Raw genomic sequence first — 20339 nt, forward strand, 5'->3', positions numbered from 1 at the left:
ATGATTCCCGTTACGACGCTATCAGGAAAGAAGGTCGCGCTGTTCGGGCTCGGCGGTTCCGGCTTTGCCACGGCGCGCGCGCTGAAACTGGGCGGCGCCGAGGTGACCGCCTGGGATGATAATCCGGATAGCGTTACCAAAGCCGCCGCCGAGGGCATCCATACCGCCGATCTGCGCACCATCGACTGGAGCGCGCAGTCGCTTTTCGTGCTCTCACCGGGTGTGCCGCTGACGCATCCCAAGCCGCACTGGACCGTTGATCTTGCGCGTGCCGCCGGCGTCGATGTCGTCGGCGACGTCGAGCTCTTCGTGCGCGAGCGCCGGGCCCATGCGCCCGATTGCCCGTTCATTGCCATTACCGGTACCAACGGCAAGTCGACGACGACAGCGCTGATCGCGCATATCCTGAAGTCGAGCGGCCGCGATACGCAACTCGGCGGCAATATCGGGACGGCGGTGCTGACGCTCGACCCGCCGAAGGATGGACGTTTTTACGTCGTCGAATGCTCGTCCTACCAGATCGACCTCGCGCCGACGGTCAATCCGTCCGCCGGCATCCTGCTCAACCTGACGCCGGATCATCTCGATCGTCATGGCACGATGCAGCACTATGCCGACATCAAGGAGCGGCTGGTTGCCGGCAGTGACATCGCCGTCATCGGCGTGGACGACAGCCACTGCCAGATGATCGCGGATCGTATCGAGCGGGCCGGCGGCAAGGTCATGCGCATTTCCCGCCGTCATGCACTTCCCTACGGCATCTACGCGGATGGAACGAAGCTCATCCAGGCCTCGGGAGGCGCAACAAAGTCGATTGCCGATCTCGACGGTATCCAGACGCTGCGCGGCAGCCACAACGCACAGAATGCCGCAGCGGCGGTTGCCGCATGCCTGACCGTCGGCGTCTCTGAGGAAGAGATACGCGCCGGGCTCGCATCCTTTCCCGGCCTCAAGCACCGGATGCAGCCGGTCGGGCGTCGCGGCAACGTCGTCTTCGTCAACGACTCGAAGGCCACCAACGCCGATGCCGCGGCTCCGGCGTTGTCGAGCTACGACCGCATTTACTGGATCGCCGGCGGCTTGCCGAAAGCCGGAGGCATCACCTCACTGACGGGGTTCTTCCCGCGGATCGCCAAGGCTTATCTGATCGGCGAAGCCGCTGCCGAATTTGCCGCGACGCTTGGCGAGACAGTGCCCTACGAGATTTCGGGGACGTTGGAGTGGGCTGTCGCGCACGCTGCTGCCGATGCCGAAAGAGATGAAAGCGGTCCTCTTGCCGTGATGCTATCCCCGGCTTGCGCAAGCTTCGATCAATATAAGAACTTCGAAGTCAGGGGCGATGCATTTGTCAGCCATGTGGCAGCGCTCGACGGAATCACCATGCTGATCGATTCGGCAACAGGAGATAAATGACATGGTAAGCCGCGCGGAACGTGGGCCTCTGGCCGATTGGTTTTGGACCATCGACCGCTTCTTCCTGGCGATGTTCATCTTCCTGATGGGCATCGGCTTCATGCTGTCCTTCGCCGCGTCGCCCGCCGTCGCCGAACGCATCGGGCTGGAGCCGTTCCACTTCGTCAAGCGCCATGCCGCTTTCATGATCCCGTCACTCGCGGTGATGGTTGGTCTCTCCTTTCTTACGCCCCGCCAGGTGCGGCGAACGGCGATCATCCTGTTGATCGTCGCCCTTGGCATGATGCTGCTGGCTCTGTTCTTCGGCGTCGAGGTCAAGGGTTCCCGCCGCTGGGTTACCTTGGCCGGCATCTCGATCCAGCCCTCCGAGTTCATGAAGCCGGCATTCGTCGTCGTCTGCGCCTGGCTCTTCGCCGAGCATGCGCGCCAGCCGGAAATTCCGGGCAACCTGTTTGCCATCATACTTTTCGGCATTGTCGCGGCCCTTCTGGTCGCACAGCCTGACCTTGGACAGACGATCCTGACGACCGCCGTCTGGGGCGGCATGTTCTTCATGGCGGGCATGCCGTGGATCTGGATCATCCTGCTCGGCGCAGGCGGTGTCGGCGGCCTTGTCAGCGCCTACTACATCTTCCCGCACGTGGCGCTGCGCATCGACAAGTTCCTGACCGGCGAAGGTGACACCTTCCAGATCGATACGGCGCGCGAAGCCATCATCCGCGGGGACTGGTTCGGACAGGGCCCAGGCGAGGGTATCGTCAAGCGCATCATCCCGGATGCGCATACCGACTTCATCTTCTCGGTCGCGGCCGAAGAGTTCGGTATCGTCTTCTGCATGGCGCTCGTCGCGCTGTTTTCGGTCCTCGTGCTGCGCGGTCTCTCGCATGCCTACAGGGAGCGGAACGACTTCAACCGCTTTGCCGTCGCTGGCCTCGTGCTGCAGATCGGCATACAGTCGATCATCAACGTAGGCGTTAATCTCGAACTGCTGCCGGCGAAAGGCATGACCCTGCCGCTGATTTCCTACGGCGGTTCGTCCATGGTCGCCATCTGCGTTACCGCCGGGTTCATTCTCGCGCTGACGCGTCATAGGCCGGAAAAACGTGCGCAGGATCGGAGCCTCTTCCGCGTCGCGCACGGAATGCCGGCGGAGTAATTGCTTATGAGTAAAGGCATTGTCCTGCTTGCCGCCGGGGGAACCGGCGGCCATGTGTTTCCTGCGGAGGCTCTGGCCTACAAGCTGAAGGAGCGCGGCTATTCCGTGCACCTGGTCACCGATAGCCGTGCCGAGCGCTATGCCGGCAAATTCCCGGCCGATGAGATTCATGTCGTGCCATCGTCGACGATCGGCTCCAAGAATCCGGTCGCTGTCGCGCGCTCGCTGTGGACGCTGTGGACCGGAATGCGGGCTGCCAAGAAGCTTATCGCGCGTCTCAAGCCTGTGGTGGTCGTTGGCTTCGGCGGGTATCCCACCGTACCGCCGCTACTCGCTGCAACGCGCCTCGGCGTGCCTGCGATGATCCACGAGCAGAACGCCGTGATGGGCCGCGCCAACAAGGCGCTGGCTAGCCGTGTGCAGGCGATTGCAGGCGGGTTCCTGCCCGAAGGCGGCGGCCAGTTTCCGAGCAAGACGGTGACAACGGGCAATCCGGTGCGACCGGCCATCATCGAGGCGGCGAAAGTGCCGTATTCTCAGTCCAATCCCGGTGAGCCTTTCAATCTCGTCGTCTTTGGCGGCAGCCAGGGCGCGCAGTATTTCTCCAAGGCGATGCCGACAGCCATCAGCTTGCTCGAGGACGGGCTTCGCGATCGCCTGCGCATCACCCAGCAAGTGCGTCCGGAAGATATGGGCATGTTGAGCGCTTGCGTCGCTCAATTGAAGATGGCTGCTGATACGGCGCCGTTCTTCAACGACATGGCCGAACGACTTGCCGCGGCACATCTCGTCATCTGCCGTTCCGGTGCATCCACGGTTTCGGAGATTTCCGTGATCGGGCGGCCGGCAGTGCTTGTGCCTTACCCACATGCTTTGGACCACGATCAGGCGGCGAACGCGGCAGCCCTTGCGGCAACCGGCGGAGCCAAGGTCATTCCGCAGGCCGAGCTTTCGCCGGAGAAGATCGCTTCGATACTCACCCATGCGATGAACGACCCGGAAAAGCTCGCCCGGATGGCCGCTGCAGCCACGCAAGCGGGTAAACCCGACGCTGCGAACTTGCTTGCCGACATGGTAGAGGCTATTGCGGCACGACGTACAATTGCAGAGTTCAAGGGGAAACGCGCATGAAAATGCCGAAGGCCATCGGCCTCGTTCATTTCATCGGCATCGGCGGCATCGGCATGAGCGGCATTGCCGAGGTGCTCCACAATCTCGGTCACCGCGTGCAGGGATCGGATCAGGCCGACAGCGCCAACGTGCAACGCTTGCGTGACAAGGGCATCGAAGTCTTCGTCGGCCACAAGGCAGAAAACCTCGGTGACGCCGAAGTGGTGGTCGTCTCGACTGCGATCAAGAAGAACAACCCCGAGCTTGTCGCGGCGCGTGAAAAGCTGCTGCCGGTCGTTCGCCGGGCGGAGATGCTTGCCGAATTGATGCGGTTCCGCAATGCGATCGCGATCGGCGGTACGCATGGCAAGACCACAACCACGTCGCTGGTGGCAACGCTGTTGGAGGCAGGCGGTCTCGACCCTACCGTCATCAACGGCGGTATCATCAATGCCTATGGCACCAACGCTCGCATGGGTGAGGGTGAGTGGATGGTGGTGGAGGCCGACGAGTCCGACGGCACGTTCCTGAAGCTTCCCGCCGACGTTGCCGTCATCACTAACATCGACCCCGAGCATCTGGATCACTACGGCAATTTCGATGCGGTTCGCGCCGCATTCCGCCAGTTCGTCGAGAACGTGCCGTTCTACGGCTTCGGCGTGCTGTGCCTCGACCATCCGGAAGTTCAGGCGCTGGTCGGCCGGATCGAGGACCGCAAGATCGTTACCTATGGCGAGAATCCACAGGCCGACGTTCGTTTCATGAATGTCCGTGTCGATGGTCCGCGCTCGATCTTCGACGTAGAGATCCGCCGCCGGAGAACCGGGCAGGTGATCAGGCTCGACAATCTCGTGATGCCGATGCCCGGACGGCACAACATATCCAATGCCACCGCCGCGATCGCGGTTGCCAATCGCCTCGGTATGTCCAGCGACGACATTGCCAAGGGACTGGCCTCCTTCGGCGGCGTCAAGCGCCGCTTCACGCTGACCGGCGAATGGAATGGCGTCCAGATCTTCGACGACTACGGCCACCATCCGGTCGAGATCAAAGCCGTGCTGCGCGCTGCGCGCGAAGCCTGCAAGGGTCGCGTGATCGCAGTTCATCAGCCGCATCGCTATTCGCGGCTATCCAGCCTCTTCGAGGAGTTCGCGTCTTGCTTCAACGATGCGGACAGCATTTTCCTCGCGCCTGTCTATGCGGCGGGTGAAGATCCGATCGAAGGGGTGAATTCCGAGGCACTCGTATCCCGGATCAAATCGGGCGGTCACCGCGATGCCCGCTTCCTGCCTTCCCAAGAGCTTTTGCCTGAAATGGTCGCAGAGATTGCAAAGCCGGGGGATTTTGTGGTTCTGTTGGGGGCTGGGAGTATCACATACTGGGCGGCAGCGTTGCCCAAGCAATTGGAAAGCCTTTCGGGAATATCTGCATGAAACAGGTGAATGGGGAAAAGCTTCTTGCGTCGCTCGGCGACGGTGTAAAGAACATCCGCGGTAGGATCACGCCGGATGCGCCGATGGACCGCGTCACGTGGTTCCACGCTGGCGGTCTGGCCGAGTTGATGTTCCAGCCGCATGATGAGGACGACCTGATTGCTTTCCTCAAGCTTTTGCCGGAGGAAGTCCCGGTCACCGTCGTTGGCGTCGGATCGAACATCCTGGTTCGTGACGGCGGCATTCCCGGCGTGGTGTTGCGGCTTTCGGCAAAGGGCTTCGGCGCCGTCGAGCTTGCGGGCGAGAACCGCATCCGCGCTGGTGCGATCTGCCCCGATAAGCATGTCGCAGCCATGGCTATGGACAACGGCATCGGCGGCTTCCATTTCTACTACGGTATTCCCGGCAGCATTGGTGGCGCAGCGCGCATGAACGCCGGCGCCAACGGCGGGGAGACGCGCGAGCGGCTCGTCGAGGTGAATGCGGTTGATCGCAAGGGCAACAAGCTTGTCCTGTCGAACGCGGATATGGGCTATTCCTACCGTCATTCATCGGTGCCGAGCGATCTGATTTTCACCTCGGTGCTCTTCGAAGGGTATAGCGAGGACCGCGCCAAGATCCGAGCCGAGATGGATGCCGTGCGCAGTCATCGTGAAACGGTCCAGCCGATCCGCGAGAAGACGGGCGGCTCGACCTTCAAGAATCCGGACGGCCATTCCGCCTGGAAGCTCATCGACGAAGCGGGATGCCGCGGGCTGGTGATCGGTGGCGCCCAGATGTCGTCGCTTCATTGCAATTTCATGATCAACATGGGGCAGGCGACGGGATATGATCTGGAATATCTCGGCGAACAGGTCCGTCGCGAAGTTTTCGAAAAATCCGGCATCAAGCTCGAGTGGGAAATCAAGCGTCTCGGCGTCTTCATGCCAGGACGTGAGGTTCGTCCTTTCCAGGGAGTAACCAACGAGTAACGTTACGTGAGGCGTTTGCTGAAGGCGGTGGAGAAAGTTACGCCGCCCCTGTCGTCACTGGCTTCGCCGATCGCTACATCCATCGTGTTGCTTGTCACCCGGACAAGGCAGAAGCCGCCCATGAAGGCGGCTTTTGCTTTGAAAACGTCCAGCTTGCCGACCCGATAGGCCATCGGCGTGTTGTGCTCGTGGCCGTGGAAAATACCGATTACGTTGTAGCCTTCGAGGGTTGCGAGGAGTTCCTGACGTTCCGATTCACCCCACCAGTGGGGCGCACCGCTTCCTCTTAACGTGAATGTCTTCATTTCAGGATTCCAGCGCTCGAGGGAAAACGGGTCCCATCCATAGTGCTGGAAGATGACCACCGGGCGGCCATCGGACGCATAGGTCTCGAGATCGCGTTTCATCCAATCGAGGCTGCTTGCCGAACCTCTTGTGTTGTCCCCGGCGTAACGCTGCGCCTGAATCAGATGCAGGCCACCCCAATTCCAGGAGTAGTTGTCCGATGCTTCGTCGTAGTTGTCGACAGGCACCAGCGGCTTGAAGAAAACGCTCGGCTTGTGGTTCATCTGCACGTAATCACGCAGTTCGTCGCGATACCAATCGATTTGCGGCGGGCGCCCGTCCTGATCGAGATCGTGGTTGCCGAGCCCAACATAGACGGGAAAGTGCACGTGGTCGGCACCGCGTCCTTGCTGGTAGCGTTGAGAAAACTCCAGTAGCTGCGACCCTTCTGCGAACTCCGCAGTCTGGCCGCCGCCATCATCGGTGACATCGCCACACACGATGATGCCCTGCGGCCTCGCAATCGGCTGACCGGCGAGCAGAAGGCCGCTCGGCTCCCCTGCGATCTCAGTGGGCCATGCCTGGTGGTAAATGCCGTTGAGCGCAAGAATGTGACGGAGCAGGTTTGCGTCGGTCTTGCCTTCACTCTGGCAGTTGGGACTTAGCCGGTCTCCGAAGCGGCACGCATGGACGTCGTTGATGACAAGGAAGGTGACATTGATCGGCGGGACGCTGGCCGGCCTCGCAATGGACGGCAGTGTCAGCGAGATTCCGGCGCCTACACTTTGTGCCAGCAGTGATCGTCGTGTCAGCATCCCGGCTCTCCCCGTTTTCGAGAATCTAGGGGCAAGGCGCTAGCCGGCAACAATGAAAAAGGGCCGCGGCAGTTTCCCGTCGCGGCCCTTCGAACTGGACTGTTTTCGTGATCAGACTTCGTTGCGGCCGGAGGCCAGAATGCAGATCAAGGTGATGACGGCAGAAAGACCGAGATAGTAGCCGACATATTGCATGCCGTAGTTTGCCTGCAGCCAAGTGGCAATGTAGGGCGCCAGCGAAGCGCCGAAGATGCCGGCAAGGTTGAAGGTGATCGACGAGCCGGTATAGCGCACGGCAGTCGGGAAGGGCGCAGCAAGCGCCGTGCCGATCAGACCGTAAGTCATGCCCATCAGCGCCATGGAGACGATCGCGAACACAACAATGCTGCCTTCGCCGCCGGTCATCAGACCGGGCAGGAAGAACGAGAAGATACCGATCAGCACGGTGGTGAGGATCAGCATCTCGCGGCGGCCGAAGCGCTCGGCGAGTTTGCCTGATATCGGGATGAAAATACCGAAGGCGACGGAACCGACGATCTGGATCTTAAGCGCGTCCGGGAACGGAATCTTCAGGACCTTGACGTTGTAAGACAGAAGGTAAGCCGAGCCGATGTAGAACAGCACAAAAGTGGCGAGCGCCACGAAGGTGCCGAGGAACAGGCTGCGCTTGTGCTTGCGGAAGAGTTCGGCAACCGGGACTGCAACGCGCTCCTGCTTGTCAATCGCCTTCTGGAACGCCGGCGTTTCGGTGATCGAGAGACGAACCCAGAGACCGATGGCGATCAGCAGAATCGAAGAGATGAACGGCACGCGCCAGCCCCAACTCAGCAGATCATCCTGCGACATGACCTGCAGCAGCAGCCAGAAGATGCCCGAGGAGAGGAACAGGCCGACCGGCGCGCCGAGCTGCGGGAACATGCCGTACCAGCTGCGCTTGCCTTCCGGTGCATTCTCGGTGGCGAGCAGCACGGCGCCGCCCCATTCACCGCCTAGGCCAAAGCCCTGGCCGAAGCGGCAGAGCGCGAGCAGCAGCGGCGCGAGAACGCCAATCGACTCGTAGGAGGGCAGAAGGCCGATCACGACCGTCGAAATGCCCATGGTGAGCAGGGCGGCGACGAGCGTCGTCTTGCGGCCGATCCTGTCGCCGAAATGGCCGAACACCACGGCGCCCAGTGGACGGGCGAAGAAGGCGATCGAGAAGGTTGCAAAGGAAGCAAGCAGGGCCGTCGTCGGATCACTGTTCGGGAAGAACAGCGTCGGGAAGATCAGCACGGCGGCTGTGGCGTAAACGTAAAAATCGAAGAATTCGATCGTGGTGCCGACAAGGCTCGCGATCAGAACACGCGCCGGCGAGTTGACTTGCGCATTGTTCGATAAAGCGGGCGTCGGCGATAATCTTGATATCGCGTCTGACATTTTCATTCCAATTGGGATTACACCGTTGCCCTTGGGAGGCAGGCGGCTCTTAACGCAATTTTAATTCGGCGCAAATGCCCACCGAGTAACAAACGCAAAAAAAATTAGCACGCTTTGCATTTTTCCGACGATTCAGCGCTTCCGGGTGGCCGAACCTCAAAGCTGACGGGCGGAAAAGCCATCGAACTGGTGCGGATTCCCGATGGGATGCTGCACGAAAGCCGCCGTTGTCGTGGGGTTTTCTGAACGTTGCACGGCCTTCCTCCGGAGGGGCGTTCGAGGCAAAAATTAACGAAAGTAAACACTTCATTAACCATAATCAGGCTCTAATACACCTGCGTCACCGAGCGAGATTCGGACGGAAACAAGCTTGGTGCAAGCGTCGAAATTCAGAGTGCAGGTTATTTTTGGGGGTGTTGATGAGTCGCAAGCATGTCGCTGTCCTGATGGGCGGGTTTTCCTCGGAGAGGCCGGTAAGCCTTTCCTCCGGGACGGCGTGCGCGGACGCTCTCGAGGCTGAGGGCTTCCAGGTGACGCGGATTGACGTCGATCGCGATGTGTCTGCCAAGCTTGCTGCCTTGCGGCCCGATGTCGTCTTCAATGCGCTGCATGGCCCCTATGGCGAGGATGGCACGATCCAGGGCGTCCTGGAATATCTCGAGATTCCCTATACGCACTCCGGGGTGCTTGCATCAGCGCTCGCCATGGACAAGGAGAAGGCCAAAGGCGTTGCAGCCGCTGTCGGCATTCCGGTTGCTCAATCCGAGGTGATCAATCGATTCGCCTTTCCGGCGGAGCACCCGATGAAGCCTCCCTACGTCGTGAAGCCTGTGCGCGAGGGTTCCAGCTTCGGCGTAGTGATCGTTCAGGAAGATCAATCCCATCCTCCGCAAATCATCAGCTCTCCGGAATGGCGCTATGGCGAGCAGGTTCTTGTCGAGCGCTACATCTACGGTCGAGAGCTGACCTGCGGTGTGATGGGCGATCAGGTGCTCGGCGTCACCGAAATCGTGCCGGTCGGGCATGGCTTCTACGACTACGATGCCAAGTACGTGGCAGGTGGATCGAAACACGTCATTCCGGCGGAAATTTCACCGAATATTTACCAAAAAATACAATCATTGGCGTTAAGGGCGCATCAAGCAATTGGTTGCCGTGGCGTGAGTCGCTCCGACTTTCGTTACGACGATCGCTTCTCCGAAGATGGTGAAATCATCTGGCTGGAAATCAATACTCAGCCAGGCATGACTCCAACCTCCCTGGTGCCCGAAATGGCCGGTCATGCCGGCTACACGTTTGGTGAATTTCTCCGTTGGATGGTGGAGGACGCTTCTTGTTCTCGGTGACGGTCAAAAGAATAGGGCGCCCAAGTCATCAGGCGGAGCTCTCGTTTCCCGAGGGTGATGGTCGGTTGGTTCTGCCGCGCCCGCTGCGTCGCGTTGTGCGCTTTCTTGTCAGCCTCGGAAGTGGCCGCATCCATATTCCGGCTCACGTTGGGACGGTATCCGCGTTGGCATTCTTTGCGGCGACGGGTCTCTACGGCATGTCGCTCGGTGGTCACACCGAAGCGGTTGCGCAGGCGACGACGACGGCTGCAGGCTTTGCGATTGATGACGTGAAGGTGTCCGGCAATTCCGAGACCTCCGAAATCGAGATCCTGCAGTTGTTGGGGCTGGACGGTACGACCTCGCTCGTGGCGCTCGATGTCGATGCTGCGCGTCAGAAGATCGCGAAGCTTCCCTGGGTCGAGAATGTCGAAGTTCGCAAGGTCTATCCGAAGACGGTCGAGGTAAAGCTCACGGAGCGCCAGGCTTACGCCATCTGGCAGCATGGCCAGGAGCTCTCTCTCGTGGAGAAGGGTGGCTCGGTCATCGCTCCGCTGCGTGACAACAAGTTTTCGCAGTTGCCGCTGGTGGTTGGTCGCGGTGCTGAAGTTGCCGCAACCTCGCTCGAAACCGAATTTGCGAAGTGGCCGGAGATCAGGGCGCGGGTAAAGGCCTACGTCTGGGTGTCGGGTCGCCGCTGGGATCTGCACATGGACAACGGCGTTGCGGTGAAGTTGCCGGAAGACGATGTCGATCTGGCTCTGGCGCGGCTGTCGAAGTTCATGAAGGAGCAGGACCTTCTGGAGCGCGACATCGCTGCGGTCGATCTCAGGCTCACCGACCGCACGGCAATTCAGTTGACGCCGGAAGCCATGGCGCGCCGGCAACTTGTGCTTGATCAGCGGACCAAGGATTTGAAGAAGGCGGGGCAAAATATATGAGCTTGTTCGGTTCGTCCCATTTCGGATTGCCGCGCCTGAAGCCGCTTTCGTCGAAGCGGTCCCACGTCGTTTCGGTGCTCGACATCGGATCGACGAAGGTCGTCTGCATGATCGGCCGCCTGACGCCTCGCGAGGAAAGCCAGGTGCTGCCCGGCCGCACGCACAACATTGAAATCATTGGGATTGGCCACCAGCGTTCGCGCGGCATCAAGACCGGCGCGATTTCCGACCTCGATGCGCTGGAAAGCGTGATTCGCCTTGCTGTCGATGCCGCCGAGCGCATGGCCGGCCTGACGGTCGAAAGCCTGATCGTTAACGTCACGGCCGGTCGTCTGACGAGCGACATCTACACCGCAACCATCGATCTCGGTGGCCAGGAAGTCGAACTGAACGACCTCAAGAAGGTTCTGTCGGCAGCCTGCCAGCAGTCGCTGCGCCAGGATCGTGCCGTGCTGCATTCGCTGGCAACCGGCTTCTCGCTCGACGGCGAACGCGGTATCCGAGATCCCTTGTCGATGTACGGTGACGTTCTCGGCGTCGACATGCACGTCGTCACCGCTGAGCGTACCGCGCTTAAAAATCTCGAGCTCAGCGTCAATCGCGCTCACCTCTCGGTTGAGGGAATCGTTGCGACGCCGTATGCTTCCGGTCTGGCAGCTCTCGTCGACGATGAAGTCGAGCTGGGTTGCGCGGCGATCGATATGGGGGGCGGAACGACGACGATTTCGGTCTTTGCAGAAGGTAAGCTCGTGCACACGGATGCCGTTAGCCTCGGCGGCCATCACGTCACTACGGACCTCGCCCGCGGCCTTTCGACCCGTATCGAAGATGCCGAGCGCCTCAAGGTCGTTCATGCTTCCGCAATGCCGAACTCCTCGGACGAGCGCGAGTTGATCTCGATCCCGCCGATCGGCGAAGACGAACGCGACCTGCCGACGCAAGTGCCGCGCGCTTTGGTATCGCGCATTGTCAGCGCCCGTATCGAGGAAACCATGGAATTGATCCGCGACCGCATCCAGCGCTCGGGCTTCAGCCCGATCGTCGGCAAGCGCGTCGTGCTGACGGGTGGTGCGAGCCAGCTGACCGGCCTTGCCGAAGTTGCGCGTCGCATTCTTGCCCGCAACGTCAGAATCGGTCGTCCGATGGGCGTCTCGGGCCTGCCGACTGCAGCGAAGGGCCCAGCCTTTTCGACGGCCGTCGGTCTGATGATCTATCCGCAGGTCGCGGACCAGGAAACACATGCGTCACAGAGCGGTCTGCTCATGTCGCTTGGGGGAAATACCAGCCGCTTTGCCCGCATGGGGCAGTGGTTGAAAGAAAGCTTCTGACAATTGAGTGAATTGGCCGGCGTGGCGATGCGGCCATAAAGAGAAGGAACGGTAACATGACTATCAAGCTGCAAAAGCCGGATATCACTGAGCTTAAGCCGCGTATCACCGTGTTCGGTGTTGGCGGCGGCGGCGGCAACGCTGTCAACAACATGATCTCCGCTGGCCTCCAGGGCGTCGACTTCGTCGTTGCCAACACGGATGCTCAGGCCCTGACGATGACCAAGGCGGAGCGCATCATCCAGCTCGGCGCCAACGTCACTGAAGGTCTCGGTGCTGGTTCGCAGCCGGAAGTCGGCCGTGCCGCAGCCGAAGAGTGCATCGATGAAATCATCGATCACCTGAACGGTACGCACATGTGCTTCGTCACCGCCGGCATGGGCGGCGGCACCGGCACCGGCGCTGCTCCTGTTGTCGCTCAGGCGGCTCGAAACAAGGGCATCCTCACGGTCGGCGTCGTTACCAAGCCTTTCCACTTCGAGGGCGGTCGCCGCATGCGTCTGGCCGAAGCCGGAATCGAAGAGCTGCAAAAGTCGGTCGACACGCTGATCGTCATTCCGAACCAGAACCTCTTCCGCATTGCCAACGACAAGACGACCTTTGCCGACGCTTTCGCGATGGCTGACCAGGTACTCTACTCCGGCGTTGCCTGCATCACCGACCTGATGGTGAAGGAAGGTCTCATCAACCTCGACTTCGCCGACGTCCGTTCGGTCATGCGCGAAATGGGCCGCGCGATGATGGGCACCGGCGAAGCATCCGGCCAGGGCCGCGCGATGCAGGCTGCCGAAGCTGCAATCGCCAACCCACTGCTCGACGAAACGTCGATGAAGGGCGCGCAGGGCCTGCTGATCTCGATCACCGGCGGTCGCGACCTGACCCTCTTCGAAGTCGACGAAGCTGCGACCCGCATCCGCGAGGAAGTCGATCCGGACGCAAACATCATCCTCGGCGCGACGTTCGACGAGTCGCTCGAAGGCATCATCCGCGTTTCCGTTGTTGCTACCGGTATCGATCGTGCGATCAATGCCGCGGCAGGAAAGACCTTCCAGCCGGCAGCCAAGCCGATCGTGCGTCCTTCCGCGGCCGTTGCTTCGGCTCCGGCCGCTGTTCAGCCTGCACCTGTCATGCAGCAGGCACCCAAGCCGGTCGACTCGGTTGCACAGGCAATCCGCATGGCCGAGGCCGAGATGGAGCGCGAGCTCGAGATCCACGCTCCGCGTGCTGCAGCTCCGGTGCAGCAGCCGGCAATGCAGGAGACCTTCCGCCCACAGAGCAAGATCTTCGCTGCTCCGGAAGCCGCTCCCGTCATTCGCCCAGCCCCGGTTCAGCAGGCTCCCGTTCACGCGCCTGTTATCAGCCAGCCGGCTCCGCAGCCTGTCATGAGCCAGCCGGCTCCGGTCATGCAGCAGCCGATGGCCGCCCAGCAGGCCGTTCGCATGCCGAAGGTGGAAGACTTTCCGCCGGTCGTGCAGGCCGAGATCGACCGTCGCTCGCAGCCGGCCGCTCCGTCTCACGCCCACGAAGAGCGTGGCCCGATGGGGCTCCTGAAGCGGATCACCAACTCACTTGGTCGCCGCGAAGAGGAAGTTGCGCCAGAGATGACCTCGGCTCCGGCTGCGGCATCGCAGCAGCGCCGACAGCTTTCTCCGGAAGCCAGCCTCTATGCGCCGCGTCGCGGAAATCTCGACGATCAGGGCCGAAGCGTTCCGCAAGCTCGCATGATGCAGGAAGACGATCAGCTTGAAATTCCTGCGTTCCTGCGCCGCCAGTCGAACTGAGGCAAGGGACAGAATCGCCACAAGGATGCCCGGGAGTACGCTCCCGGGCATTGCCGTTTCAAAGCTCTGAATTCGGCACGAATTGCGTTGTTATTTCAAAGGCATGCTTTCGTAACAATGCGAAAGAAACAGTGATTTGGATTGGAACCCGGGCGCACGTATGTATGTGCTCAAGGAACCGTCTTCTTGCGCTTTATCGCGGGGCTCAGACGGAGTGAAATGACCCCTGGCGGATGGTTCGGCATGTTAGCCGATGCGGATCACCAGGGATAATAAAGGCAAAAATTTATGGTTATTGGCATGTTGGGTTTTCAGACGACAGTATCGCGCCCGATTACGCTCTCGGGCATCGGCGTTCATTCCGGTGCTGACGTTTCGATTACCTTCAACCCGGCAGAAGCTGACACAGGCGTTGTCTTCAATCGCATGCACGACAACGGTGAGGTTTCCGAATATCGTGCCGTGTCTTCTCAGGTCGGCAATACAGATCTCTGCACCGTTCTTGGTTTCTCGCCGGCGCGCTCGGTCGCGACGATCGAGCATGTCATGGCCGCTGTCTACGCGCTTGGTCTCGACAACGTCCTGATCGAAGTTCACGGTTCCGAAATGCCCATCATGGATGGCAGCTCGATGCCCTTTATCGAGGCGATCGAACAGGTTGGCCTGGTATCGCTTGGCGTCAAGCGTCGCTACATCCGCGTCACCAAGCCGGTTCGCATCGAGCATGGTGGTTCGTGGAGCGAGTTCCGTCCCTATGACGGCATGCGCTTTGAGGTTGAGATCGATTTCGACTGCCCGCTGATCGGCCGACAGAAGTGGGAAGGCGACATGACGGCTGCGACGTTCAAGTCCGAGCTGTCGCGTGCCCGTACCTTCGGCTTCATGCGCGATGTCGAGCGTCTTTGGGCCTCCGGCCACGCGCTTGGTTCGTCGCTTGAGAATTCGGTCGTCATATCGGACGACAATACCGTTATCAACGTCGAAGGCCTGCGCTACGCCAAGGACGAGTTCGTGCGCCACAAGGCACTCGATGCGGTTGGCGACTTGGCGCTCGCCGGTGCTCCTTTCATCGGCTGCTATCGGTCCTACCGCGGCGGTCACAAGATGAATGCTAATGCTCTCAAGGCGTTGCTCAGCGACCCGACCGCCTATGAAGTGGTCGAGACCTCTGCGCCGCGCCAGCGTGTTGCGGCTCGGGATTTCATCCGGGTCAACGCGCCGGAATTTGCTCCCTGGTCGGCATGACCTCCATCGCATTTATTAGGCCAGGGCCGCCTCCTTCGGGAGGCGGTTTCTTTATGGGGAGCAGGCTGACGATGATTCCCCGATAGATGTGCTGCCGCAGATGCTTAGTAGCACGAGATGCAGCATTCGCAGTGTAAAACCGGCGTTTATCGCCTGCATCGCCACAAAAATGCGTTAATGCATCATCATTGCGTTGCTCTGGCTCCACATTTGTGGCTAGAAACGCCAGCAAGGCGTGGCTGCCGTTGAGGGATGGCGGCGTTGGGATATTCCGATGGGTTATGCAGGGTCTGATAGTATGATGAAGACAGCGCGCGCTTTGTTCGCATCGCTCTTGGTGCTGAGCGCAGGTGCCTTAATTTCCGGATGCCAGTCGGACCCCGATATCGATATCACCAAGCTCGGCCTCGAGAACGATCCGCCGGATGTCCTCTATACCCAGGGCCTCGCCAACATGAAGGCCGGCAACATGGCCGAGGCGGCGCGCAAGTTCGACGCAATCGACCGCGAAAACCCGTTCTCAGAATGGGCGCGAAAGGCGCTCGTGATGAGCACCTTCGTCAAGTATCGCCAGGGCCGTCTGGACGACGCTCTCGCTTCGGGCAACCGCTATATGGCGCAGTATCCGAAGTCGAAGGACGCTCCCTACGTGCAGTATCTGATCGGTCTGACCTATTCGAAGCAGATCGTGGACGTCACGCAGGACCAGCGCGCGGCCGCCAAGACCGTCGAGGCCATGCAGGCCGTCATCGACAACTATCCGGATTCGGAATACGTCGACGACGCGCAGGCGAAAATCCGCTTCGCACGCGACCAGATGGCAGGCAAGGAAATGCAGGTCGGCCGTTACTACATGGAGCGCAAGGAATACCTGGCGGCGATCTCACGCTTCCGCACGGTTGTCGAGAAATATCCGAATACCAACCAGATCGAAGAAGCGCTTGCGCGCCTTGTCGAAGCCTATTACGCAATGGGCATCGTTGAGGAAGCACAGACGGCAGCCGCGGTTCTCGGCCACAACTATCCTGACAGTCAGTGGTATGCGGACTCCTTCAAGCTGCTGAAGAGTGGTGGCACCGAGCCGCGTGAAAACCCCGGTTCGTGGATTGCTGCCGCAGGCAAGAAACTCCTGCTCGGTACCTGAGGCCAATGCTGATCCAGCTTTCGATCCGCGATATCGTCCTGATCGAGCGGCTGGATCTCGCCTTCGAGACCGGCCTCTCGGTGCTGACCGGGGAGACCGGCGCTGGCAAATCCATCCTGCTCGATAGCCTGTCGCTCGCGCTTGGCGGGCGCGGAGATGGCGGTCTTGTTCGCCACGGCGAGGACAAGGGGCAGGTTACGGCTGTGTTCGACGTCGGCGCGGACCACAGCGCCCGGAAGCTGCTGCGCGAAAACGGCATCGATGATGACGGCGATCTTATCTTTCGCCGTGTCCAGAACGCTGATGGCCGTACCAAGGCTTACGTCAACGACCAGCCGCTCAGCGTTCAGCTCATGCGCCAGGTCGGGCAGATGCTGGTCGAGATCCATGGCCAGCACGACGATCGTGCCTTGGTCGATGCGCATGCGCACCGGATCCTGCTCGACGCTTTCGCAGGCGTGAACGAAGATGCTGCCGGAGTCTCCAATCTGTACCGCATCTGGCGCGATACCGAGCGGACGCTCAAGAAGCAGCGCGAAAAGGTGGCGAATGCTGCTCGTGAGGCCGACTACCTCCGCGCTTCCGTAGAGGAGCTCGAGAAGCTTTCACCGCAAGACGGAGAAGAGGACGAGCTCGCCGATCGTCGCCAGAAGATGATGAAGGCCGAGCGGATCGCCGGCGATATCGCCGAGGCTTCCGAATTCCTCAACGGCAATGCTTCCCCCGTGCCACATATCGCCTCGCTGGTGCGCAGGCTGGAGCGCAAGAGCCACGAGGCGCCGGGCTTGCTGGAAGATACGGTGGCGCTTCTGGATGCCGCTCTGGACCAGCTCTCCAATGCGCAGATGGAAGTCGAGGCTGCGCTGAGGAAGACGGAATACGATCCGAAGGAGCTGGAGCGTGTAGAGGAACGCCTGTTTGCCTTGCGCGCTGCCTCCCGCAAATACTCCGTTCCGGTGACCGAACTGCCAGCGCTGGCGGTTCGCATGATCAGCGATCTTGCCGACGTCGATGCCGGCGAGGAAAAGCTTGCCAAGCTTGAAGCCGAGGTCGGTGTTGGCAAGGCAAACTACGACGCAGCGGCGCGCACGCTTTCCGACAAGCGTCATCATGCCGGAGACGCCTTGGCTGCTGCCGTCATGGCGGAACTGCCGGCGCTGAAGCTTGAGCGCGCGCGCTTCATGGTGGAGATTACCACCAATCCTGATGACGCGACCTCGGAGGGTATCGACCTGGTGGAGTTCCACGTTCAGACCAACCCGGGCACACGTCCTGGTTCGATCATGAAGGTAGCTTCCGGCGGCGAGCTTTCGCGCTTCCTGCTCGCTCTGAAGGTTGCGCTTGCCGATCGCGGTTCTGCGCCGACGCTCGTCTTCGACGAAATCGATACCGGCGTCGGTGGTGCGGTTGCGGATGCGATCGGTCAGCGGCTGAAGCGGCTCTCCGACCGGGTGCAGGTGCTGTCGGTCACACATGCGCCGCAGGTCGCCGCGCGTGCGGCGACGCACCTGCTGATTTCGAAGGGACCGGCCGCCGAAGGCTCGGAGAAGATCGCGACTCGCGTCGCGACGATGGCGCCTGGCGACCGGACGGAAGAAATCGCACGCATGCTGGCGGGTGCCTCGGTGACGGAAGAGGCGAGGGCGGCAGCGGCCCGGCTGCTGGCCGGGAACGGCTGATTTCCTAATCACCGAATTGGGGAGAGGGCGAACGAGGACCTCTCGCTCTCTTTCAATCCATTCATTTTGCTCTAAAACCGACTCCAGATTCCGTGGAGCGAGAGCCGTATGTCGACCCAAGCCATAGCCGTTGATGCCCTGACGATCGAAGATGCCGCCGCCGAGCTTGAGCGGCTCGCCAAGGAGATCGCCCGCAACGACGAGCTTTATCACGGCGAGGATCGCCCGGCGATTTCCGATGCCGAATATGATGCACTGAAGCGTCGCAACGACGCGATCGAGGCGCGCTTTCCGGAACTCATTCGCGAGGACAGTCCGTCGCGGCGTGTCGGTATCGCGCCTTCGGTAACGTTCGCGCCCGTTGTGCATGCACGGCCGATGCTATCGCTCGACAACACGTTCTCGCAGGAGGATGTGCAGGACTTCGTGGCGAGTGTCTATCGCTTCCTCGGCCGTCTGCCGGACCAGTCGATTGCCTTTACCGCGGAGCCGAAGATCGACGGCCTCTCTATGTCGATTCGCTATGAGAACGGCAGGATGGTGAGCGCTGCAACGCGCGGCGACGGCACGACCGGCGAAAACGTCACGGCCAACATCCGCACGATCAAGGAAATTCCCCAGACGCTGCCGGCGGGGGCACCAGCAGTCGTCGAGGTGCGCGGCGAGGTCTACATGGCCAAGAGCGACTTCCTGGCGCTCAACAAGCAGATGGAAGCCGAGGGGAAGCAGACCTACGTCAATCCGCGCAACACGGCAGCCGGATCGCTGCGGCAGCTCGACGCCAAAGTGACCGCGAGCCGCAAATTGAAGTTCTTCGCCTATGCCTGGGGTGAGATATCCGACATGCCCTCCGACACACAGTTTGGTATGGTCGAGGTGTTCAAGAGCTGGGGCTTTCCGGTCAATCCCCTGATGAAGCGGCTAAATTCCGTCGCCGATATTTTAGCCCACTACGAAGATATCGGCCTGAAGCGACCGGACCTGGACTATGATATCGACGGTGTCGTCTACAAGGTCGACAGCCTGGATCTGCAGCAACGGCTCGGATTCCGCTCCCGCAGTCCGCGCTGGGCGACGGCACATAAGTTCCCGGCCGAGCAGGCTTTCACGACTGTCGAGAACATCGATATCCAGGTGGGTCGCACCGGCGCCCTGACGCCAGTTGCACGGCTGACGCCAATTACGGTCGGCGGCGTCGTCGTAACCAATGCGACCCTGCATAACGCCGATTACATCGAAGGCATCGGGAACTCGGGCGAACGCATCCGCGACGTCGGGCACGACATTCGGATCGGTGACACGGTCATCGTGCAGCGGGCCGGAGACGTTATCCCGCAGGTGCTCGATGTTGTCATGGAGAAGCGCCCCGCTGATGCCGCCCGCTATGAATTCCCGCAAAAATGCCCGGTCTGCAGCAGCCATGCGGTGCGGGAGAAGAACGAAAAGACAGGCAAGCTCGACTCCGTAACGCGCTGCACCGGTGGCTTCATTTGCCGTGCGCAGGCCACCGAGCATCTGAAGCACTTTGTTTCGCGCAATGCCTTCGATATCGAGGGCCTGGGATCGAAGCAGGTCGACTTCTTCTTCGAGAGCGACGATCCGGCGCTGCAGATCCGTACCGCGCCAGATATTTTCACGCTTGAGAAGCGGCAGGCCGGCTCGCTGACAAAGCTTGAAAATATCGAAGGTTTCGGCAAGGTCAGCGTCGGAAAGCTCTATACGGCGATCAACGAGCGGCGGAGCATCGCGCTGCACCGGTTCATTTACGCGCTCGGCATCCGGCACGTCGGCGAGACGACAGCCAAGCTTCTGGCACGCTCCTACGGCACCTATGCCGACTTCGAAGCAGCGATGAAAGCTGCCGCGCCGCTCTCGGGCGATCCCTGGAACGACCTCAACGCCATCGAAGGCATCGGTGAGATCGTCGCGCGCGCGATCGTCGAATTCTACAAGGAACCACGCAATGTCGAGGTGATCTCGCGACTGCTCGCCGAACTGAATGACGGGACGCCCTTGCCTGCAGAGAAGGTTGCTGCTGCAGACAGCCCAGTCGCCGGCAAGACTGTGGTCTTCACCGGTTCGCTGGAGAAGTTCACGCGCGACGAAGCCAAGGCGCGGGCTGAAAGCCTCGGCGCCAAGGTCGCAGGCTCGGTGTCAAAGCAAACCGACATCGTGGTTGCCGGACCAGGCGCCGGCTCGAAGCTCGACAAGGCACGTGAACTCGGTGTCCAGACGATGGACGAGGACGAGTGGCTGGCCCTGATCAGCGGATGAGGGATCGGCTGCCACCGACCTCG

15 protein-coding genes are annotated in these 20339 nt (G+C 60.8%); 13 read left to right on the forward strand and 2 right to left on the reverse strand.

Annotated elements, in window-relative coordinates; translation table 11 throughout:
- The 5 genes from murD to murB are packed head-to-tail and all read left to right on the forward strand — an operon-like array spanning position 1 to position 6083.
- Positions 1-1413 (forward strand): UDP-N-acetylmuramoyl-L-alanine--D-glutamate ligase, encoded by a 1413-nt coding sequence (murD, locus tag RHIBUN_RS0109340; protein WP_025659374.1) that lies wholly within the window; start codon positions 1-3, stop codon positions 1411-1413.
- A 1-nt stretch (position 1414) separates the two neighbouring features.
- Positions 1415-2569 carry a putative lipid II flippase FtsW gene (gene ftsW, locus RHIBUN_RS0109345; protein ID WP_025659375.1) on the forward strand — a complete coding sequence of 385 codons (1155 nt, stop codon included), beginning with the start codon at positions 1415-1417 and terminating at the stop codon, positions 2567-2569.
- 6 nt (positions 2570-2575) lie between these two features.
- Positions 2576-3700 (forward strand): undecaprenyldiphospho-muramoylpentapeptide beta-N-acetylglucosaminyltransferase, encoded by a 1125-nt coding sequence (gene murG, locus RHIBUN_RS0109350; protein ID WP_025659376.1) that lies wholly within the window; start codon positions 2576-2578, stop codon positions 3698-3700.
- Entirely contained in the window at positions 3697-5112 is a 1416-nt protein-coding gene (gene murC, locus RHIBUN_RS0109355; RefSeq protein ID WP_025659377.1) for a UDP-N-acetylmuramate--L-alanine ligase, read from the forward strand. The genes murG and murC overlap by 4 nt, the downstream gene beginning before the upstream one ends.
- The gene (gene murB, locus RHIBUN_RS0109360) at positions 5109-6083 is read left to right on the forward strand and encodes a UDP-N-acetylmuramate dehydrogenase (protein WP_018858326.1); all 975 of its coding nucleotides are present in this window, start codon (positions 5109-5111) and stop codon (positions 6081-6083) included. The genes murC and murB overlap by 4 nt, the downstream gene beginning before the upstream one ends.
- A gap of 2 nt (positions 6084-6085) precedes the next feature.
- Here murB and RHIBUN_RS0109365 read toward each other — a convergent pair whose 3' ends face one another.
- Together RHIBUN_RS0109365 and RHIBUN_RS0109370 are read right to left on the reverse strand one after the other, a co-directional pair.
- A complete protein-coding gene (locus RHIBUN_RS0109365) occupies positions 6086-7183 on the reverse strand; it encodes a metallophosphoesterase (protein ID WP_025659378.1) in 1098 nt (365 codons plus the stop codon).
- A gap of 111 nt (positions 7184-7294) precedes the next feature.
- Positions 7295-8599 (reverse strand): MFS transporter, encoded by a 1305-nt coding sequence (locus tag RHIBUN_RS0109370; RefSeq protein ID WP_025659379.1) that lies wholly within the window; start codon positions 8597-8599, stop codon positions 7295-7297.
- 419 nt (positions 8600-9018) lie between these two features.
- On the opposite strand from RHIBUN_RS0109370, the gene RHIBUN_RS0109375 reads away from it, so the two are divergent.
- From RHIBUN_RS0109375 to ligA, 8 genes are all read left to right on the forward strand, one after another.
- Positions 9019-9945, forward strand: coding sequence for a D-alanine--D-alanine ligase (locus tag RHIBUN_RS0109375; protein WP_018858328.1), 927 nt, complete (start codon positions 9019-9021; stop codon positions 9943-9945).
- Positions 9933-10865, forward strand: a complete 933-nt coding sequence (locus tag RHIBUN_RS0109380; RefSeq protein ID WP_025659380.1) for a cell division protein FtsQ/DivIB — start codon at positions 9933-9935, stop codon at positions 10863-10865. The genes RHIBUN_RS0109375 and RHIBUN_RS0109380 overlap by 13 nt, the downstream gene beginning before the upstream one ends.
- The gene (gene ftsA, locus RHIBUN_RS0109385; protein ID WP_018858330.1) at positions 10862-12193 is read left to right on the forward strand and encodes a cell division protein FtsA; all 1332 of its coding nucleotides are present in this window, start codon (positions 10862-10864) and stop codon (positions 12191-12193) included. The genes RHIBUN_RS0109380 and ftsA overlap by 4 nt, the downstream gene beginning before the upstream one ends.
- Before the next feature lie 56 nt (positions 12194-12249).
- Positions 12250-13974 (forward strand): cell division protein FtsZ, encoded by a 1725-nt coding sequence (gene ftsZ / locus RHIBUN_RS0109390; RefSeq protein ID WP_025659381.1) that lies wholly within the window; start codon positions 12250-12252, stop codon positions 13972-13974.
- Between the two features lie 288 nt (positions 13975-14262).
- Positions 14263-15219, forward strand: coding sequence for a UDP-3-O-acyl-N-acetylglucosamine deacetylase (gene lpxC, locus RHIBUN_RS0109395; RefSeq protein WP_018858332.1), 957 nt, complete (start codon positions 14263-14265; stop codon positions 15217-15219).
- A 274-nt stretch (positions 15220-15493) separates the two neighbouring features.
- Entirely contained in the window at positions 15494-16363 is an 870-nt protein-coding gene (locus RHIBUN_RS0109400) for an outer membrane protein assembly factor BamD (protein WP_025659382.1), read from the forward strand.
- A gap of 5 nt (positions 16364-16368) precedes the next feature.
- Entirely contained in the window at positions 16369-18042 is a 1674-nt protein-coding gene (gene recN / locus RHIBUN_RS0109405) for a DNA repair protein RecN (RefSeq protein WP_025659383.1), read from the forward strand.
- Between the two features lie 108 nt (positions 18043-18150).
- On the forward strand, positions 18151-20316 hold the full coding sequence (ligA, locus tag RHIBUN_RS0109410; protein WP_025659384.1) for an NAD-dependent DNA ligase LigA: 2166 nt from the start codon (positions 18151-18153) through the stop codon (positions 20314-20316).
- Positions 20317-20339 lie beyond the last annotated feature (23 nt).

The organism is Rhizobium sp. IBUN (genome assembly GCF_000510625.1).
GTDB classification, from domain to species: Bacteria; Pseudomonadota; Alphaproteobacteria; order Rhizobiales; family Rhizobiaceae; genus Rhizobium; species Rhizobium altiplani.